Consider the following 18197-nt stretch of genomic DNA (forward strand, 5'->3'; position numbering starts at 1 on the left):
CGCAAGCGCCCTCCAGCAGGTGATTCAGCGATGGCGCCGAATCGGAAGCCTGTTGGAGGCCGCTTGCGGGCGAAGAGTGGCCGGATCGGTTCGCGAGCAAGCGCCCTCCAACAGACGGATCAAGGTCGGTCGCGGGTTCTTCCTGTTGAAGGCCGCTTGCGGGCGAAGGGTGGCACGGCCGGTTCGCGCGCAAGCGCCCTCCAACAGGCGAATCGAGGGCGGTCGCGGGTTCTTCCTGTCGGAGGCCGCTTGCGGGCGAAGGGTGGCCGGATCGGTTCGCGAGCAAGCTCCCTCCAACAGACGGATCAAGGGCGGTCGCGGGTTCTTGCTGTTGGAGGCCGCTTGCGGGCGAAGGGTGGCACGGCCGGTTCGCGCGCAAATCGGCGTTCATCCGCCTTCATCTGCTGTAACCCGGGACGTTTCCGGTCCGAGCACCGCGCTCTGGTAGTGTGAACCCGAACTCGCCGCAGGAACCGGCGCTTGCGCCGCATCCATGCAGCAGGATCTTTCCGAACAATTCGGCCCGTTCGAGCGCATGCAGCCGACCGTGTTCTTTGGCTCGGCGATGCTGGTGATGCTGTTCGTATTCATCGGCGGCGCGTTCACCGAGTGGGCGGCCGGCACCTTCGAGTCGGTGCAGGGCTGGGTCACGGCGACCTTCGGCGGTTATTACATGCTGCTGGCCTCGGCGCTGCTGGTGATGGCGCTGGTCCTGCTGATCACGCCGGCAGGACGCCTTCGCCTGGGCGATCCCGATTCCCGTCCCGAGTTCTCGTACCCGGCCTGGTTCGCGATGCTGTTCGCTGCCGGCATGGGCACCGGGCTGGTGTTCTGGGGCGTGGCCGAGCCGCTGAGCCATTACCTGGAGCCGCCCGGTGCCGACCCGGAATCCGCGGCCGCGGCCCGCGAAGGCATGACCTACGCCTTCCTGCACTGGGGCCTGCACCCGTGGGCGATCTACCTGGTGCTGGCGCTGGGCATCGGCTACGGGCACTTCCGCCTGGGCCTGCCGCTGGCGCCGCGCGCGGTGCTGTGGCCACTGCTCGGCAAGCGGATCTATGGCCCCGTCGGCCACGCCGCCGACATCCTGTGTACGGTCGGCACCCTGCTCGGCGTAGCCACCTCGCTGGGGCTGGGCGCGATGCAGATCAACGCCGGCCTGTCGCGTTCGCTGGACGTACCGACGGGCACCGGCGTGCAGGTCGCCATCATCGGCGCGATCACGCTGGTGGCGACGATCTCGGTGGTGTCCGGACTGCAGCGCGGCATCCGGCGCCTGTCGGGCCTGAACATCGCGCTTGCGGCGGTGTTGATGGTGTTCGTGTTCGCGGTCGGCCCGACGCTGCCGATCATCGCCACGTTCTTCCAATCACTGGGCAGCTACCTGCAGCGACTGCCGACGATGAGCCTCGAGGTCGGCCTCGGCGCGCCGAGCGAGTGGGAGACGAACTGGACGCTGTTCTACTGGGGCTGGTGGATTTCCTGGTCGCCGTTCGTCGGCATCTTCGTCGCCCGCATCTCCAAGGGCCGCACGGTGCGCGAGGTCATCCTGGCCGCGCTGATCGTGCCGACGCTGGTGACCTTCGGCTGGATGTCCACCTTCGGCGGCGCGGCACTGGACCTGCAGCAGAGCGAGGGGCTGGCGCTGGCCTCGCAGGTCATCGACGATGCCGCGATCGCGCTGCACCTGCTGCTCGAACAGCTGCCGTGGGCGTCCGTCAGCACGGTGTTCGCCACGCTGGTGATCATCATCTTCTTCATCACCTCGTCGGACTCCGGCTCGCTGGTCGACGACATGGTCACCTCCGGCGGCCACCCCGACCCTCCGGTCGCGCAGCGACTGTTCTGGGCGCTCTCCGAAGGCGCGGTCGCCGCCACGCTGCTACTGGTCGGCGGCCTGTCCGCCATCCAGCAGGCGGCCATCGCCATGGCCCTGCCGATGAGCCTGCTGTTGATCGCCGCGGCAATCGGCCTGCTGCGGGTGCTGTGGATGGATGCTCGGGTCGAGGGCGTGCCGGAGGCCGAGGACATCGCGGCACCGGACGAGTAGCGGCAACCGCTGATCGACTGTTGGAGGGCGCTTGCGCGCGAACCGATCCGGCCACCCTTCGCCCGCGAGCGGCCTCCAACAGGCCTTCGATCTGACGCCGGCGCTGATCCGTCTGTTGGAGGGCGCTTGCGCGCGAACCGATCCGGCCACCCTTCGCCCGCAAGCGGCCTCCAACAGACCTTCGATCTGACGCCGGCGCTGATCCGTCTGTTGGAGGGCGCTTGCGCGCGAACCGATCCGGCCACCCTTCGCCCGCAAGCGGCCTCCAACAGGCCTTCGTTTTGACGCCGGCGCTGATCCGTCTGTTGGAGGGCGCTTGCGCGCGAACCGATCCCGCCACCCTTCGCCCGCAAGCGGCCTCCAACGGACCCCCGATCCAGCGCCGGGGTCGGGTCAGTTCTCCATCCCGTCCCGGAAGATCAGCCCGCGTTCGGCCAGGTTGCCGTTCAGGTCACGGCCGTCGATCGAACGGAGGTAGGCCAGCAGCTGGTCCTGTTCGGCGGCGCTCAAGGTCTGCGCGACGCGGTGGACCTGGGCACGGTCGAGATGATCCGACGTGGTCACCACGACGTTGTCGAGAAACGGGCCGTTGCTCGAAGCGTACTCGTCGCGGCGCACGACGACGGTGTTGGCGGTGCCGGCGTTCAGCGGAACATTCTCGAAGCGCAGCCGCAGCCACTCCAGCCGGGTCGGGTCGTCGACGATGGCGCCGGTGCCGGCCGGCGTGCCGTTGACGATCACCGACAGCTGGCCGCTCCGGCCGGCGCTGTAGCGGAGTTCCACCGCGCCGACGCCGCCGCTGCCGCCGTCGACGCCGTTGAAGGTGACGGTCGCGCCGTCGCCGTTGAAGCGGACGATGTCGCCGTGGAAGGTCGAGTCCTGGTTGATGTGGCTGAAGTTGACGACCTCGGCGCTGCCCAGCTGGGCGTCTTCGGCCTCGTACTGGGTGCCGCCGGCTACCGTGAACACGTCGGCCAGCGTCTCCGCCGATCCGTCGTGGAAGTACGGCGGGGTTTCCCAGATGCCCATCAGGGTCGGCGTATCGATGCCGGTCAGCGGATCGCCCAGCCGGAAGCCGGAGCTGGTCCGGATCGTGCCGACGTCGTGCAGCGCGGGGCCGACGATGCTGTCGGTATAGCCGGAGACCGGGTCGTGGCAGTCGGCGCAGCCCAGCGCCTGGAAATGCCCCGCCCCGGCGACGGCCTCGGCGGTGAAGCTGCCGTCCGGCGCGCGATACGGACTGCGCGGGATCGTCGTGCGATCGAGCGAGGCGACGTAGGCGGCCAGGGCGTCGAGCGTGACGCTGCGCCCGGCGTTCGGCGCGCCCAGCGACGGGTTCGGCGTCTGGCCCGGGGCCAGGAAACCCAGGCCACCGAACTCGAACACGATGTCGATGATGAAGTCCTGGATCTCGTCGAAGTTGCCGGACCAGTGCACGTTACCGTGCACCATGCCGGCGCGGCCTCTGAGGTCGGTGGTGTTGCGGAAGCCCTCGCCGCGCTGGGTGAAGTCCCAGACCCGGCCGTCCTGGCTGCCGTCCTGGTGGCAGCTGGCGCAGGAGATGTAGCCCTCGAAGCTCATCGGGTTCTGGCCCAGCGGGTCGTTGCCGGCGAAGAAGAACAGCCGCTTGCCGACCAGTACGTCGCCGGGCAGCGGCTCGTCGGTCACGCTGGTGAAGCTGGTGTTCGGCAGGGTCCGGTCGCCGGTGGCCAGGAACTCGCCGAGTTCGACCCGGTTGACCGTGCGGCCGGTGAAGTTCTGCACCCAGACCGAGTCGGTCACCGGGTCGAACACCAGGCCGCGCGGTGCGCCGCCGGTGGTCACGCGCCACAGCGTGGTCCGGCCGCCGCCGGCGCGGATCTGCAGGTCGTCGAGCGCGGCCACCGCGTTGTTGCCCTGCAGCGTGGTGAACACGTAGTCGCCGCGCGGCGAGAACACCAGCGCCGACGGTGACTCGCTGTTGTCGACGTCGATCCGGCCCCGCGCTGGGCCGGTCGACGCGCGACCGGGCTCACGCGGCTCGCCGGAGGCATCGTTCATGTCGAAGCGACCCAGCACCGCGCGCACGGTGGAATCGTGCGCCAGCGGCAGGTTGTTGCCGACGCCCTGGTCGAAGAAGGTCCCGCGGTTGGTGTCCATCTTCAGGCCGGTGTACCAGAGCCAGTCCTGCTGCGGGCTGAGCGTGAGGCCGGCGATATGGTTGGGCACGCCGGGGCCGTCGGAGCCGCCGGCATCGATGCCGGAGCGGCCGCGGTCGCGCCACAGGGCCAGCGTGCGGGTCAGGCTCATCGCGTGGCCGTCGATCTCCCAGATTTCGCCGTAGTCCTTGGCCGACAGGAACCGGGCGACGAACACCCGACTGCCGTCGCCGGTGATCGCGATCGCGCCGGCCGACGGACCGAGATCGACCGCGCCGTCGAGCGCGCGGGTGGCGCGGTCGAAGCGCAGCAGCCGGCCGTGGCCCGGCTCGCTGCCGGCACCGCCCCGGGTCGAGACGAACACCTTGCCGCCGTCGCGCCGGACCGCCACGGCCTGGGGCGACGATCCGAAGCCGGTGTCGATGCGCTCGACGATGCCGCCGGCGGCGTTCACCACCACCACGTCATCGCTGCCGGCCAGCGCCACCCAGGCCTCGCCGTCGGGCGCCACGGCCACCGACACCGGCCGGCTGGCTTCTTCGTTGAACTGGTCGAGGTCGGTCTGACCCAGCAGCGCGCCGGTGTCGGCATCCAGCCGCGCGACGGTGCCGTGATCCGGATTGACGACCCACAGCCGGCGCCCCGCCTCGTCGAGGGCGATCGTCGAGGACTGGGTCGGCAGCGGGCCGGTCGGCAGATCGGCGACGGTGACGGTAACCGTCTCGGTGACCGTCGAGCGGGTGCCGTCGGGCTTCAGATCGCGGACCTGGACCTTGACCTCGTAGTGGCCCTCTGCGGTGTAGACGTGCTGGAACTGGTTGGCCGAGCCCCAGGCCGTGTACGGCGTGCCGTCGCCGTAGTTGAAGCGGTATTCGATCGGGTCGTTCTCGGGGTCGGAGCCGCTGGCCGCGATGGTCACCGTCTCGCCGGTCGAGGCCGGCGACGGGCCGGCGCTGATGTCGTCGACGAGCGGCGCACGGTTGCCGGCGCTGACCTCGGTGCCGGTGGAAAAGGTAAATGAATATCCGTCGATGCCGTTGTTGGCGACGTCCTTGATGCCGTCCTGGACCACGATCACTTCGTACTCGGTGTCGGGCGCCAGGTACTGCCTCGGCGTGATCGTCAGGATGCCGTCGTGAGCGAACGAGATCCACGCATCGATCGCCGTGCCGCCGACCGGTCGGACGATGACGGTCTCGCCATTGAGAATGGTGTAGGACTCCAGCTCCTCGTGGATCAGCAGGCTGATCGGCGCGCCGAGCGGATAATTGGTCTGGCCCGGCTGCGGGATGTGGTAGCCGACGTACGGCGCGGTGCGGTCCGGCGCGGCGTCGTGGCACCACACGCCGATGCCGTCGCGGCCCGAGGCGCTGTAGGCCCCGGTGATCAGCAGGTTGCCGATCGGAAGGGTGTACTGGCTGACGCCCAGCGGCCCGGACACGCTGCCGGCCGGCCGGTTGTCGCCGACCTCGTCGAGCTCGAGCACCGGCGTGAGGGTTTCCATGTCGATCTTGTGCCGGCGGGTGAACACGTACTGATCCTGGGTCTGGACGTACGGCACATTGGTGCCGGCGTTCAGCGCCGGCGTGCCGGCCAGGTCCATGGTCGTGACCAGGCGCAGGTCGGTCGGGTCGGAGTAGTCGATGACATAGACCAGGTCGCGCGGATCACCCCCGGCCAGCACCAGGTAGTTCTCCCAGACCGCGCCGATGTAGGCGCCGAACGGGCCGGTGAGCTTGTCGAGCACGCGCGGCGGCTCGGGCGGGTCGTTGAAGGTCGGGCCGATGTCGTAGGCGACCACGCCGAGCATCGAGGCATCGGAGACCATGATCAGCAGGTTGCCGATCAGGATGCCGTTGCCGGCCACGCCGTCGTCGGCCAGCGGCTCCCACTCGGCGAGCAGCTCGTCGGCCCGCCACAGCCGGCCCTGGCCCGGCGTGGCGCCGTACTGCAGCCAGTTGAACGGCATCGACCACGGCCAGTAGATGTTGTGCAGGCTGCCGCCGGCCGGTGATTCCTGGACCTGCCAGAATCGCTCGTCGACCGGCATCTGCTCTTCGATATTCACGCCCAGCGATGCCCGCCGGATGCGCGCGCCCCAGCGGCTCATGATCCAGTCGCCGGACTTGGCGTGCGAATGGTTGCCCTGGTCGGTAAAGACGCCGAGCTGGTCCTCGGAAATCATGGCCAGGCTGGTCGGGTCCGAGGGGTCGGTGAACCGCCACTCGCGCCGGGCGTTGCCCGCGACGTTGTTCGAATACAGGACCTGGTTGTGATAGACGATGTTGGTGATCCGGCCGAGGCCGACTTCGCGGTGCAGCAGCTGACCCGGCGTGCAGCTCAGGTCGTTCGGAAACGCCGGCACCACCGGCGGCACCTGGGCGACCGCCTGCGGGACCAGCCCCGGGCCCACAATGGCCAGCAGCAGGCCGAGGATCGTTCGAACCGTTGCAGTCACGGACTGTTCTCCCTGATCGTTCCGTTTCAGCCCCTTCGTCGCTGACGGAATGTAGCAGTGAACCATTCCGAGGTCATTGCAACGGTGCGCCGTTGCGGACGAACGGCGGGATTTTCGGGCTGATCGGAGCCGTGACCGTGTCGGCGAGGGAGATCATCGACGAGCGGCACCGAGCCGGCGAGGGTCCGGTCAGCCGCGCCGTCGCAGTTCCTGCCCGGCCTTCGTGCCGGAATCGACCGGCGCATCGAGCACGTCGCCGGCAACAAGAAAGGAGGCGGCACGAGGCCGCCTCAAGACGTGCTGCATGATCGGGTCCGGGCTCAGAGCTCGAAGCGGAACCCGCCGTAGACGGTCCGCTCGGCGGCCGGCTCGATGCCGTCGCTGCGAACACGGCTGTAGTAGTCCTCGTCGAGCAGATTGTTGATGCCGCCGAACAGGGTCCAGTTCTCCCCCAGCCGGTACTCGGCGCTGAAGTCGAGCACTTCGTAGGCCGGGATCACGGCCTCGATCAGGTCGCCACCGGAACCGCGCGGGCTGTTCGAGTCCTGCCAGAACTGTTCATCGACGAGGGTGGCCGTCAGTGTCGCGTTGAACACGGGCGTGTCGTAGATGAAGCCCGCGCGCACCAGGTACTCCGGTGCGAAGGCCGGGGTGTTGCCGACCCGGCCGGCATTGACGCTTTCGGTGATCTCGGCGTCCAGCAGGGAACCGTTGAAGAAGGTCAGCAGCCGGCTGGCCGTACTGCGGTTGGCGAACAGATCGTACTCGACGCTGAACTCCAGACCTTCGTGGCGCGAATCGCCGGAATTGATGCGCAGCACATCGCTGACGTTGACCTGGATCTGCTCGATCTTGTCCTCGAAGTCGATCCGGAACAGGCTGACGTCGAACAGCAGGCCGTTGATCGGGCTGGAGCGGAAACCGATCTCGTAGTTCATCGCCTTCGAAATGTCCGGACCGTTCTCGGCGGCCAGCTCGGCGGTCGGGTTGGCCAGGTCATCGAAACGCTGCGGGCGGTAGGACTCGGAGATATTCACGTAGGCCTCCGAGGAACGGCCGACCTGCACCATGCCGCCGAGGCCGAACAACAGCTCGGAGCTGTCCTTGTCGACATCGACCGGGTCGCGGTCGAGATCGGCACGCTTGAGGTTCTCGAACAGGTCGTAGTTGACGTTCTCGTAGCGCAGTGCCGGGGTCAGACTGAAGTTGCCGAAGCGGAACAGGTTCTCGACGAACACCGCGCTGTAGGTCATCTCGCGGTCCTGGTCGAACACCAGATCGTCCGGATTCTGGCGATCCGAGCGGATATCGTCGCTGACAAAACGGGTGCGCGGGCTGTCGGTGCGGTACAGCGTGGTGCCGATGGTCAGCGCATGGCCGTCGCCCCAGGCCTGTGCCAAGCGCGCGTCGAGGCCGGTCGTCGTGAACTCCTGCTGGTCGATGTTGGTCGTTGCCGGCTCGTCGGCCGGGTCGACGAACTGGCCCGAACGGCGGCTGAAGCGATCCTGGTAGGAATGCCACAGGCGCGCGTTCAGCGTGGCCTCGTCACTGATCTGCTGGTCCCAGGTCAACGCAGCGATCGTCCGATCGATCTTGACGCGGTTGAACGGCGTCAGCGTCTGATCGCGATCGGCCGCGAACTCGGCCGAGCTGAGCCGGCCGGCTTCGCCGGAATCGGACTGGTACATCGTCAGGTCGAAGCCGATGCGGATGCCCTCGAGTCCGGCGTACTCCACGCCGAAGTAGCCCGAGTCGACCTCGTAGTCCTCGTTGTCGCGCGGGCCGTCGGCCTCGCGATGATCGTAACTGGCCATCAGACCCCAGTCCCCGTTGCCCCAGCGGGCCTCGTTGTAGGTGCTGTAGAACCCGTCGGACCCGATGCTGTGCTCGGTGCGCGCGCCGAACGCGGCATCGGCATCAGCGTCACGGGTGACGAAGTTCAGCGTCGGGCCGATCTGCGGACCGTACAGAAGCCCCGACCCACCGCGTACGAACTCGATGCGCTCGACCCGCTGGGCCGGCGGCAAGTAGTAGATCGTCGCGTACCCGAACAGGTCGGAGGCCAGCGGAATGCCGTCCTGGAAGAACGCCACGAACTCCGACTCGTGCGGGTCGCCGAGACCGCGGTAGTTGACGTTGTAGATGCTCGGGATCTTCTGGTCGGAGACGAACAGGCCCGGCAGGCGCGAGAACATCTGGCGCAGGTTCGGCTCGACGAAGGTCGGCTGCTCGTCGAGATCCACCGTGGTCGTTTTCTTGCCGGAGAACACCCGGCCTGCATCGACCGACTTCATGTTCTGCGGCAGCAGCGGATCCATCTGCGATTCGCCGCGAATCTGGATATCGTCAAGCTCAAGATTGTCGCTGGGCTCCTCGGCCAGGAGCGGAGAGAAAGAAACGGCAAGGGCCAGGGCGATGCTGGCGGTCAGGGGATTGATTCTTGGCATAGTCAGTACGGGTCACGGGCTGTTTTTGATGAAGCGCGATTATAATCATTCTCATTCGCGTTTTGGCGTTTCGGAAGAAAATTCTCCAGACGCGAGTGTCCGATTGCGCTAGACACAGCAAACAGGACCATTGCCGTCGATTCCGCCGCCCGCAGCAAGACCGCGTCCTGCCCGTCCCTGAAACGGGTCGATCGGACAGGCCGGGCGATCCTCCACGGCAAGAAGGGCGTGATCGACGACCGCCTGCCGCCGATTCTCGAGCGGCTGAAGGCTCGTCCCGAAGGCGTGGTGGAGTTCCTGTCCAGGCCGCAGCGGCGGCGCGCACCGAACGTGATGGGACCGGTGCAAGCGCTGAAGGAACGCTCGCAGGAATTCGGACGAAAATTCCTGAAAGGCCGCGCCACGGCTGCATTGCTGTTCGGGCAGACCGGCCCCCTCCAAAACGCCCCTGCCCGCTTCGCCGAGCGTTTTGTCGTGCCCTGAGATCGGCGGAACCGCTGTTCCGCGACCCGAAATCACCCGTACAGGCTCAAAGCGAGGTTGTTTCATCGATTTTGATTGCTTGACGGCGGCATTCCTGGCTGCCGGTCGAACGATCGTCGTCTCTCAATGCAGGGGTGCCCGAATTTTCCCCACTAGCAGTCCGCAGATCATGTGGTGAAAAACATATCCCGCTCCGTCCTCCTCCTGGGTGTGTATGGAAAATTCCCACCGGGCCTGCCCCTGGTGCCTGACCCGGGAGGCCGGGCGACCGATCCCGCGCCCCGGGCCGGTCGATGGCTAACCATTTGTTGGAAAGGCGCTCGTGATCAGACTCAGATGCGCCTTCCCTTTCGATGGGTGTCCGCGCTTCTTAGCGAATGATCTTCGCCTCTCAATGCATGGGTGTCCGGGTTTTTGTTCCCTGTCGATGGGTGTCTGCGCTTTTGGCAAACATGCGTCTAGCGCACCAAACGCAGGGGAGTCTCGTCAACCTAGATCAATTCCGGGCGCCGATCCCATGCATTGCGAGTAGTTATCGACCCTATTTTGATGCTTGTCGAGGCCCTTGTGTTGCGGACTACCGAGGCGTAGATGCGGCCCACACAGGACGCAATCCCAACCTGCCGCGAGCGGTGCTGGACTTACCGTGGAAATGCAATCTGGGGCGATGCCCTGCACTGCCTCAAACGTAATTTAATCTGCTATCCATCCCCACAGCATATGAACTTCTGAAGAGCTAGATTCCTTAACCATCCGGTTTTCGGAAGATGCGCTTCATTACAACGTAGCTAAGTGCAGAAGCAACCAACAGAATCCAGCCTATACCTGAGCCAGCGCTGGGAAATCCAAAAAACGAAGCATACAGGCTCATTGAACTAACGTAATGGTCTGCAAAAAGAAACGCAGATAATCCCAAAGAAAGCAATACAGAAACAGCAAAGATAACAATGCTCTCTTTCTTGGCTGAAAACGCTAGGAAGAGCAACACATACTGCGCCGGCAACTGAAATGATATGACTCTCCATATGACGTTTGAAATTGCCACAGAAAAGGCAAAATTAAACCCTTCGCCGAAGCGAATGGAGTGGACAAGGACGAAAATCAACGTAAAGAGAAAAATTTCGATTACCGAATACCCAAACAGTCTCGCGACGCCATATTTCAAACTGTTGCACACGTCTTTGATCATCGATTTCTCTCAAAAATCATCATTGACTGACCGAGCCTCACTCTGCTTTCCTGGTTAAAGAAATTCATTCCGGCGCCCCCATCAGCAGCAGTGAGCGCTGCACCAAGCCTTGGATTAGTCGCAAACATAGACAGACGCAACGGTGACGAAAAAGAGGCGTTGATGTGGCCTTGCTCAAAGAATCCGGGTTCATTTGTATCGAGATAGTTCTGCACTAGAGTCTGCTCTCGGTCAACTAGAGCGAAGTCCAAAGCTTGCCCCTGTGCACCCTGACCGGCCCAGCCTCCTGAGATTACTTGAGCAAACGTTCTGACATTATGCAACAACAAGTCTTGGCCCAACCCATTCAGATAGTCCGCCACCGCGATATCAGGTGCACTTCCAAACGCTCGGTTCAAATCAGCCGCAACGCGGAACCAAACGGCGTCGATTCCCAAAGCAGAAATCGCCTTATCCATCATGAAATATACGTTGCTTCGAATGCCGAACCCTGAATGCTCTGTCAACGTATCTGAATCCGAGTTGCCGCAAGAGCCGCCTGAACACTGATTAAGGATGAACTGCATCGCGGATGTAATAGCGCCATTTGCAAAGTCTCCACCACTGATCTCGGAAACCGTGCCACCAATCAGCGCACTCACTACGGCCCCATCAGCAACACCAAAATTAGCGCCAATAAATGGAGCGGCGGACGAGCTGGCAGCTGAAGAGACAAACCCATGCCCAAACTTCCCGCCCTGCATATCCGCCGTGATTCCACCCACGGTGCCGTGGGCCACAATCTTGGCCGCGTAACCGGCCTTCGATAGCTTGCCAACAAAGTTTCCCTGCGCCCAGTCGAAATTCGCCAAGCCTCGCCCGATCCCGAATGAGGCGACCGACGTAAACGCACCGGTCTTCGCCCCTTTCCAGGTTCCAGAGGTTACCGCACCGGATACCGCGCCGCCAACAGCCACATACGCGGCGGCCTGTATAGCGCCATACTTTACGAGCAATGATCCTGCGGCTCCTCCAGTCGCCGTCGCGATCATCACGCTCATTCCAATATTCACGAAATCCCCGAGACTGAAATAGCCGCTCGGGTCCGTGTATCGCAGCGGGTTGTTGTGGACGTAGGTGTAGCGGTTGAGCGTCGTCGTGCTCTCCAGGAACGGGTCGGCCTGGAGGAAGCGGCCGAGCATCGGGTCGTAAATGCGGCCGTTCATGTTGATGATGCCGTGGTCGTCGTGGTGCTCGTGACCGGTGAACCCGCGCGGGGTTAACGACGTCATCTGGGCGATCCAGTCCGGGGGCGCGAGGCTCGCCCAGGCGTTCCAGCTCGCACTCGGCCCTGTCAACGGGTCGGACCGCCGGCCCCAGGGGTCGAACGCCATCCTGGCCACGACCGCGCCGTTCGCGTCGGTGTAGGCGACGATCGAGCCCTGGTGGTCCGTATGCTGGAACAGCATGCCCGACCACATCGCGGTTCCCAGCCGCTCCAGACGCTCAAGGCCGACCCCGGCGACCGGTCGCCGGGCCTCGGTCCATTCAGCGTCGTTGGCCCTGTCGGTACCGAACAATCGGCTGCACCCTGACTTCGCGACGGCCCCAGCCTGCCAGCACCGCCGCCCGATGTCAGTAGGAAATCGACCCGGCTGCCCTTAGGAAATCTACGCAGTACGCGCGGGGGATTTTCTGACCCGAGAAAGAAGGTCCAAGGCGGTGGGTTTTCAGACACGTTTACGCGCGAGTTTCCGGACCGGTCCACGCGGGCGAGAGGATCGAGTTTTCGGAAGCCAGAAAAAAGGCCCCGACGGCCGAGTTTTTGGGAGCCGTAAAAAAGGGGAACAGCTGGGTTTCTGGAGGCGTTGACGCGTGCGGCCCATTTGAACAATTTTTGCGCACGTTAGGGGCGATGGTTTGTTGCACAAGCACGCGCGCGGGAACCAAAAAAAAGCCCGGCACAGTGACCGGGCTCTTGGTTGGTGCATTTCAGGGATGGCGGGCCGGATGGTGGGACGAAACCCAAACCGGCCCTAAGCCCCTGATTCTGCAACCTAGTTGGCGGAGAGAGAGGGATTCGAACCCTCGATAGGGCTATAAACCCTATACTCCCTTAGCAGGGGAGCGCCTTCAGCCACTCGGCCATCTCTCCGTGAACCGTTGAATTGTCAGTCTAGCCGTTCCGGCGGCGCCTCGCGTAGAGGCCTTGGAAACGGTCGTCGGCACGGCGCGAAGGCAGCCATCCGAGCGGACTTCTAATTATAACGGCGAAGAACCGGGAATGCGACCGGTCTGGGGCACGATTCCCTGACGCGCGCGCCGGAATTTGCGACAATATCGACTGGTGGCCCTCTTCGGTCTCCCCGCACCACGACCCCGTGAACCCCGTCAGGCCCGGAAGGGAGCAGCGGCAGCGGGTGATGTGGGTGACGGGATCGGGCGGTTGGGGGTCACCTCTCCTTCTTCTTCGCTCGATCGCGGGCCGGTTCTCTGCCGGCCCGCGGTCGTTGCGGCGTGGGCCGTCCTGCGGGACGGCCTACTGATCTTTCCTACAACCCCCCGCTGTCCGGCGGGGTCCGGATGCGGCGATTTCCGACAGCACGGCGCGGCGGTTTCCGATGGTCGCGGGCCGGCCGGATCGACAGACTGGTTCGCGAGGTGACCGGCACGAGGCCGGCGCCCGATTCGAAACCGAACCGATCCATCGATCATCGACATCCGAAGGAGAATCATCATGTTCAAGAACCTCATGCTGGCCCTGGTCCTGGCCCTTTCGCTGAACGCGACGGCGCTGGCCGACGAGAACGCGCAGGTCGACGTCAACACCGCCACCGCCGAGCAGCTGGCCGAGACGCTGGTCGGCGTCGGCGAGTCCAAGGCCGAGGCGATCGTGGCCTATCGCGAGGCCAACGGCCCGTTCCGCCACATCGACGAGCTGATCAACGTCCGCGGCATCGGCATGGCCACGGTCGACAACAACCGCGAGCGCATCCGCCTGGGGATGGGCGACGACGGCAACGGTTGACGCCGCTTCCTCCGGCGTCGGGGCGCGCCGCTTCTGCCGACGGCGCGCCCCACTCTCCAGCCCGGGCCGAGGGGCTCGGGGTCTTGAGCGGTCGGACACCTTCCTTCCCCAGGTGCCTGATCGGACTCGGAATTCCGCCCGGCTTCGCGTCGGGCGGAATTTTTTCACCGCGCGGTTCTCGGAATCTGAGAAACTGTACATCCATACAGTCTCTCCAGACCCCTGCAGGAGAACCGCCATGCCCCCGACTTCGACCGTCTACGCCAGCACCCGCCCGATTTCGCTGGACCACCTGCTGGCCGACCGCGACGACCTGTGGCGCGGCCGCCGGCGCCGGCCGGCCCCGGCCCGCTCGACCGGCCACGCCGCGCTGGACGCCCAGCTGCCGACCGGCGGCTGGGCACGCGGCAAGCTGACCGAGCTGGTGCCCGACCGGGCCGGCGGCGGCGAGCTGGACCTGCTGCTGCCCTGCCTGGCCGAGTGCACCCGCGAGGGCCGCTCGGTGGTGTTCGCCTCACCGCCGCTGGTGCCCTGCCCGCAGCGGCTGCACCGGGCCGGCGTGGACCTGGCCCGGGTGCTGGTGGTGCGCGCGCCCGACCACGCGCTGTGGGCCGCCGAGCAGTGCCTGAAGAGCGGGTTGTGCGGCGCGGTGGTGGCCTGGCCGCAGCGTGCCCAGGTCAACGAGCGCGCCATGCGTCGACTGCAGCTGGCCGCCGAGAACGGCGAGGCGCCGCTGTTCGTCTGCTACCCGCCCGGCTGCCCGGCGCCGCCGTCGCTGGCCGCGCTGCGGCTGGCGGTGCACGCCGGCGGCGAGCTCGAGGTGCTGCGCAGCGCCCAGGGGCCGGGCGCGGGGCCGATCCGGCTGGCGCCGGACAACGTGGTGCCGCTGGCCGCGCGCCGCCGCGCGCTCGAAGCCCGCGCCTGAGCGGGTCGATGGAGTGCGCAGAACCGTCCATAACGCCGCGCTCTGGACCGGCGTCGTCTGTCCCCGGCTGGCGCTGGAAGGCGCCGGCCGGATGCGCGCGCCCGGCAATGATGCGGCCGAGCGGCCGCGCGCGGCGCACGACACGATCGGCGGCCAGCTCCGGCTGGTCGCGGTCGACGAGGTCGCGGCACGGATGGGGGTGCGCACCGGGCAGGCCTTGACCGACGCGCTGGCCATTGCGCCAACGCTGGACAGCCAGCCGCGCGACCGGCGGGCCGAAGCCGCGTGGCTGGAAGACCTGGCGCTGGTCGCCTACGGCTTCAGCCACCAGGTGGCGCTGACCGGCGACGGCGTGGTGCTGGAGGTCGGCGGCAGCCGCCGGCTGCACGGGCCGCTGGACACGCTGCTGGCCTCGCTCGAGGAGGCCCTGGCGCCGCTGGGCATGACGACCGTGCTGGGCGTGGCGCCGGTGGCCGCGGCGGCCGGGCTGATGGCGCGGGCCGGCGCGCGCGCCGAGACCCCGGACGAACTGGAGCGCCGGCTGGCCGACTGGCCGATCGAGCGGCTGGAGCTGGCCCCGGCCGAGCGCCGCAAGCTGGCCGGGCTGGGGCTGAAGAGGGTCCGCGACCTGGTCGCGCTACCGCGCTTCGAGCTCGACCGCCGGCTCGGCCAGGGCGTGGGCCGCTACCTCGATCAGCTGCGCGGCCGGCTGGACACCCCGCTGGTCTACTGGCAGCCGCCGGAGACCTTCTCCCGCCTCGTCGAGCTGCCGGTGCCGGTGCGCCGCACGGAAGCCCTGGTCTTCGTCCTGAACCGCGTGCTCGACGGGCTGGAGCACTGGCTGCGGGTCCGAGACGAACGGCTGACCGCGCTGCACGTGACGCTGTTTCCCGAGGACCAGGGGCCGAAGATCGCCTTCTCCGCCGGACTCGGCCAGCCGGGCTTCCAGCGCGATAGATTGCTGGAGATTCTCCGGCTCAAGCTCGAGCCGGTCCGGATCACCGCCGACATCGAGCGGCTGAAGGTCGAGGCCGACAGCGTGAGCGGCCAGCGCCCGCCGCAGGCCGATCTCTGGTCCGGCACCAACATCAACGACGCCTGGCCCGCCCTGCTCGACCGGCTCGGCGCCCGGATCGGCGAGGATGGCCTGTGCGGCGTGGCGCCGAAGTCCGACCACCGCCCCGAGAAGGCCTGGGCCTGGACGAAGCCGGGCACCACCGCCGTGGCCGAAGACACGCCGGAACGCCCGGCCTGGCTGCTGCCCGAGCCGCGCCCCTGCCGCATCGACGCACTCCGCCTGATCGACGGCCCCGAGCGCATCGAGACCGGCTGGTGGGACGGCCAGGACTGCCGCCGCGACTACTGGGTGGCCCACGACGAACGCGGCCACAGGCTCTGGGTCTTCCGCGAATACAAACCGCGCGACGGGTGGTTCGTGCACGGGGTGTTTGGGTAAAAAACAGGGGAAAGGGGAGAGGGGGAAGGGACGAGTAAAGGCGAGCCGACCCCTCTGCGCCCGACCCGCCCCTGCCCTCACTCGTGGGCCATGCGGCAAATCAGGTGACACTCAGCCGTCGCACCCGCGTCGTATGCAAGTCGCGCGAGTGGAGGCGTCCTTGCCGGGCCGTCAAGCGAGCGGAACGCAGCATACGGTGCGGGTGCGACGGCCCTTCGGGAGTCACTGTGCCGGCACGACTCGGCGTTGCGTTTCTTGGCAAGGAAGCGGCCACTCCCTGCGAAACGCCCCTTGATTCGCGCCGGCACAGTGGCTTTGAGCGTTACCTGATTTCCTGATTTGTCGCATGGCCCACTAGTGGCGGACGGACCGTGTGAGCTACAAAGAAAACGCCCCGGTTGAACCCGGGGCGTTCGGAACCTTGCGGCGTCAACGGCCATCAAGGCTCTTGCAAGGGGAAGGTCATCCGGAAATGCACGGTATTACCGTTGCAGTACACACTTCCACTGGGAAGGATATCCGTTCGCGGGTTCTGCTGTGTGGGATAGGTGCCCGTCCCTTCACCATTGACGAAAAGCTGACCACTCGAACAATGCAGGGAAATACCACCGGCCTTGCCCGAAGTCGCTACATGAACTTCCACGGCACTGAACCATTTCGTCGAGGGATCGAACGACAGCCAGTCGGTTTGAACGACTACGCCCGACTCGCCGCGAAGCACCACATCACCCTGGAAATTCAGCAGCGCAGGCTGTATGTCCGTTTTCTCCAGGTCTGCTTCTCTGTAAATGACCGTGGAGCGCTCGGACAGAACGTCCACCGTGGACTTTGCATCCAGCACAACAGTGACCGAGCTATCACGCATCTCGACCACGGAAGCGGAGTACTCTTCCGCCATGGTCGCGCTTGAGATCAAGAAAAGACTGCCGACGACTGCCGCGCAGACACTTCTTCGAACGACATTTTCAGTATCGAAAGACGTCATGATGACTCTCCTCAAGTTCAAGTGAATCGAGAACACAATGCGCTTTATGGCAACAGAACAGCCCCTTTCAGTTTCCGTACACCACAACCAACGCCATTTCAAGTTGCCACCCCCCCGTTTTTTTTCAAAAGTTTTTGAAAAGAAGAGGCACATGAAAATGCTATCAATAAAACACAAGCAGCGCGGCGATCTCTGATGAACCAAGTGCTTGTCATCCTCGCAATTTCTGCCCTGACCTGGGGCACACATCGCCTGCTGCGCCATCGCCAGCGCAAGCGGGCCGCGGCGACTCCGCTGACCGACGCACAGCGAACGATCCTGCACGACAACGTCCCGCTGTACCGGCGCCTGCCGGACGCGCTGAAGGCGAAGCTCGAAGGTCAGGTGCAGACGTTCCTGTTCGACAAGCGCTTCCACGGCCTGCAGGGTGTGGAGATCGACGACGAGATCCGGCTGACCGTGGCCGGCACGGCCTGCATCCTGCTGCTGGGCCGCGACGACCTGGAATTCGCCGGGTTCACGACGATCCTGATCTACCCCAGCACCTTCGTCTCCGAGCAGCGGAATCACGACGGGCTGGTCGAGCACGTCGGCCGTCCGGCCCGGCTGGGTGAATCCTGGAAGCGCGGTCCGATGGTGCTGGCCTGGGACTCGGCCCGCCACGGCGCCGGCGACATCAAGGACGGCCACAACGTGATCCTGCACGAGTTCGCCCACAAGCTCGACGAGGCCGACGGCGTGATGGACGGCGCGCCGGTGCTGGAACAGCGCAGCCAGTACGTCAGCTGGGCGCGGACCATGCAGCCGGCCTTCGACGAACTGCAGCGCAATGCCGCGCAGCACGTCAAGACCGTGATGGACCACTACGGCGCGACCAACCCGGCCGAGTTCTTCGCCGTGCTGGTCGAGACCTTCTACGAAAAACCGCGCCAGCTCGACAAGCACCATCCCGAGCTGTACGCGGAAATGCGGCGCTGCTTCGGGGTCGATCCGATCGACTGGCACGATCCGGCCCTGCACGGCTGATCGGGGCCGGCGCGCTGTATTTGTTAGGGTGGA

Annotated in this window: 11 protein-coding genes, 1 tRNA gene and 1 other RNA gene; 7 read left to right on the forward strand and 6 right to left on the reverse strand. The window is 65.7% G+C overall.

The annotated features are described in order from the left end of the window. Positions 1-535 precede the first annotated feature (535 nt). On the forward strand, positions 536-2050 hold the full coding sequence (locus tag HFP89_RS05560) for a BCCT family transporter (protein WP_206212239.1): 1515 nt from the start codon (positions 536-538) through the stop codon (positions 2048-2050). 393 nt (positions 2051-2443) lie between these two features. Here the strand turns inward: HFP89_RS05560 and HFP89_RS05565 are convergent, their stop codons facing one another. Together HFP89_RS05565 and HFP89_RS05570 are read right to left on the reverse strand one after the other, a co-directional pair. Then, complete coding sequence (locus HFP89_RS05565; protein WP_168716660.1) at positions 2444-6646, reverse strand: PKD domain-containing protein; 4203 nt, start codon at positions 6644-6646, stop codon at positions 2444-2446. A gap of 320 nt (positions 6647-6966) precedes the next feature. Then, entirely contained in the window at positions 6967-8964 is a 1998-nt protein-coding gene (locus tag HFP89_RS05570) for a TonB-dependent receptor (protein WP_206212240.1), read from the reverse strand. Positions 8965-9321: 357 nt separating this feature from the next. On the opposite strand from HFP89_RS05570, the gene HFP89_RS05575 reads away from it, so the two are divergent. Further along, positions 9322-9576 (forward strand): hypothetical protein, encoded by a 255-nt coding sequence (locus HFP89_RS05575; RefSeq protein ID WP_168716662.1) that lies wholly within the window; start codon positions 9322-9324, stop codon positions 9574-9576. A gap of 745 nt (positions 9577-10321) precedes the next feature. Here the strand turns inward: HFP89_RS05575 and HFP89_RS05580 are convergent. The 3 genes from HFP89_RS05580 to HFP89_RS05590 all read right to left on the reverse strand — a co-directional run bounded on the left by HFP89_RS05580 (position 10322) and on the right by HFP89_RS05590 (position 12899). Continuing rightward, complete coding sequence (locus tag HFP89_RS05580) at positions 10322-10765, reverse strand: hypothetical protein (protein WP_168716663.1); 444 nt, start codon at positions 10763-10765, stop codon at positions 10322-10324. Continuing rightward, on the reverse strand, positions 10762-12324 hold the full coding sequence (locus HFP89_RS05585; protein ID WP_168716664.1) for an RHS repeat-associated core domain-containing protein: 1563 nt from the start codon (positions 12322-12324) through the stop codon (positions 10762-10764). The genes HFP89_RS05580 and HFP89_RS05585 overlap by 4 nt, the downstream gene beginning before the upstream one ends. Before the next feature lie 482 nt (positions 12325-12806). Further along, a tRNA-Ser gene (locus HFP89_RS05590) sits at positions 12807-12899 on the reverse strand. 200 nt (positions 12900-13099) lie between these two features. Between HFP89_RS05590 and ffs the strand changes: the two genes are divergently transcribed. The 4 genes from ffs (at position 13100) to HFP89_RS05610 (ending at position 16153) form a co-directional block, all read left to right on the forward strand. After that, an RNA gene (gene ffs, locus HFP89_RS05595) (signal recognition particle sRNA small type) lies at positions 13100-13196 on the forward strand. Between the two features lie 285 nt (positions 13197-13481). Further along, the gene (locus HFP89_RS05600) at positions 13482-13772 is read left to right on the forward strand and encodes a ComEA family DNA-binding protein (RefSeq protein ID WP_168716665.1); all 291 of its coding nucleotides are present in this window, start codon (positions 13482-13484) and stop codon (positions 13770-13772) included. Positions 13773-14010: 238 nt separating this feature from the next. Then, positions 14011-14697, forward strand: a complete 687-nt coding sequence (gene imuA, locus HFP89_RS05605; RefSeq protein WP_168716666.1) for a translesion DNA synthesis-associated protein ImuA — start codon at positions 14011-14013, stop codon at positions 14695-14697. 13 nt (positions 14698-14710) lie between these two features. Continuing rightward, complete coding sequence (locus tag HFP89_RS05610; RefSeq protein WP_168716667.1) at positions 14711-16153, forward strand: DNA polymerase Y family protein; 1443 nt, start codon at positions 14711-14713, stop codon at positions 16151-16153. 439 nt (positions 16154-16592) lie between these two features. On the opposite strand, the gene HFP89_RS05615 is transcribed toward HFP89_RS05610, so the two are convergent. Next, a complete protein-coding gene (locus tag HFP89_RS05615) occupies positions 16593-17138 on the reverse strand; it encodes a hypothetical protein (RefSeq protein WP_168716668.1) in 546 nt (181 codons plus the stop codon). Positions 17139-17333: 195 nt separating this feature from the next. Between HFP89_RS05615 and HFP89_RS05620 the strand changes: the two genes are divergently transcribed. Beyond that, positions 17334-18164 (forward strand): M90 family metallopeptidase, encoded by an 831-nt coding sequence (locus HFP89_RS05620; RefSeq protein WP_168716669.1) that lies wholly within the window; start codon positions 17334-17336, stop codon positions 18162-18164. Positions 18165-18197 lie beyond the last annotated feature (33 nt).

It is taken from the genome of Wenzhouxiangella sp. XN79A (assembly GCF_012272825.1).
Taxonomy (GTDB): domain Bacteria; phylum Pseudomonadota; class Gammaproteobacteria; order Xanthomonadales; family Wenzhouxiangellaceae.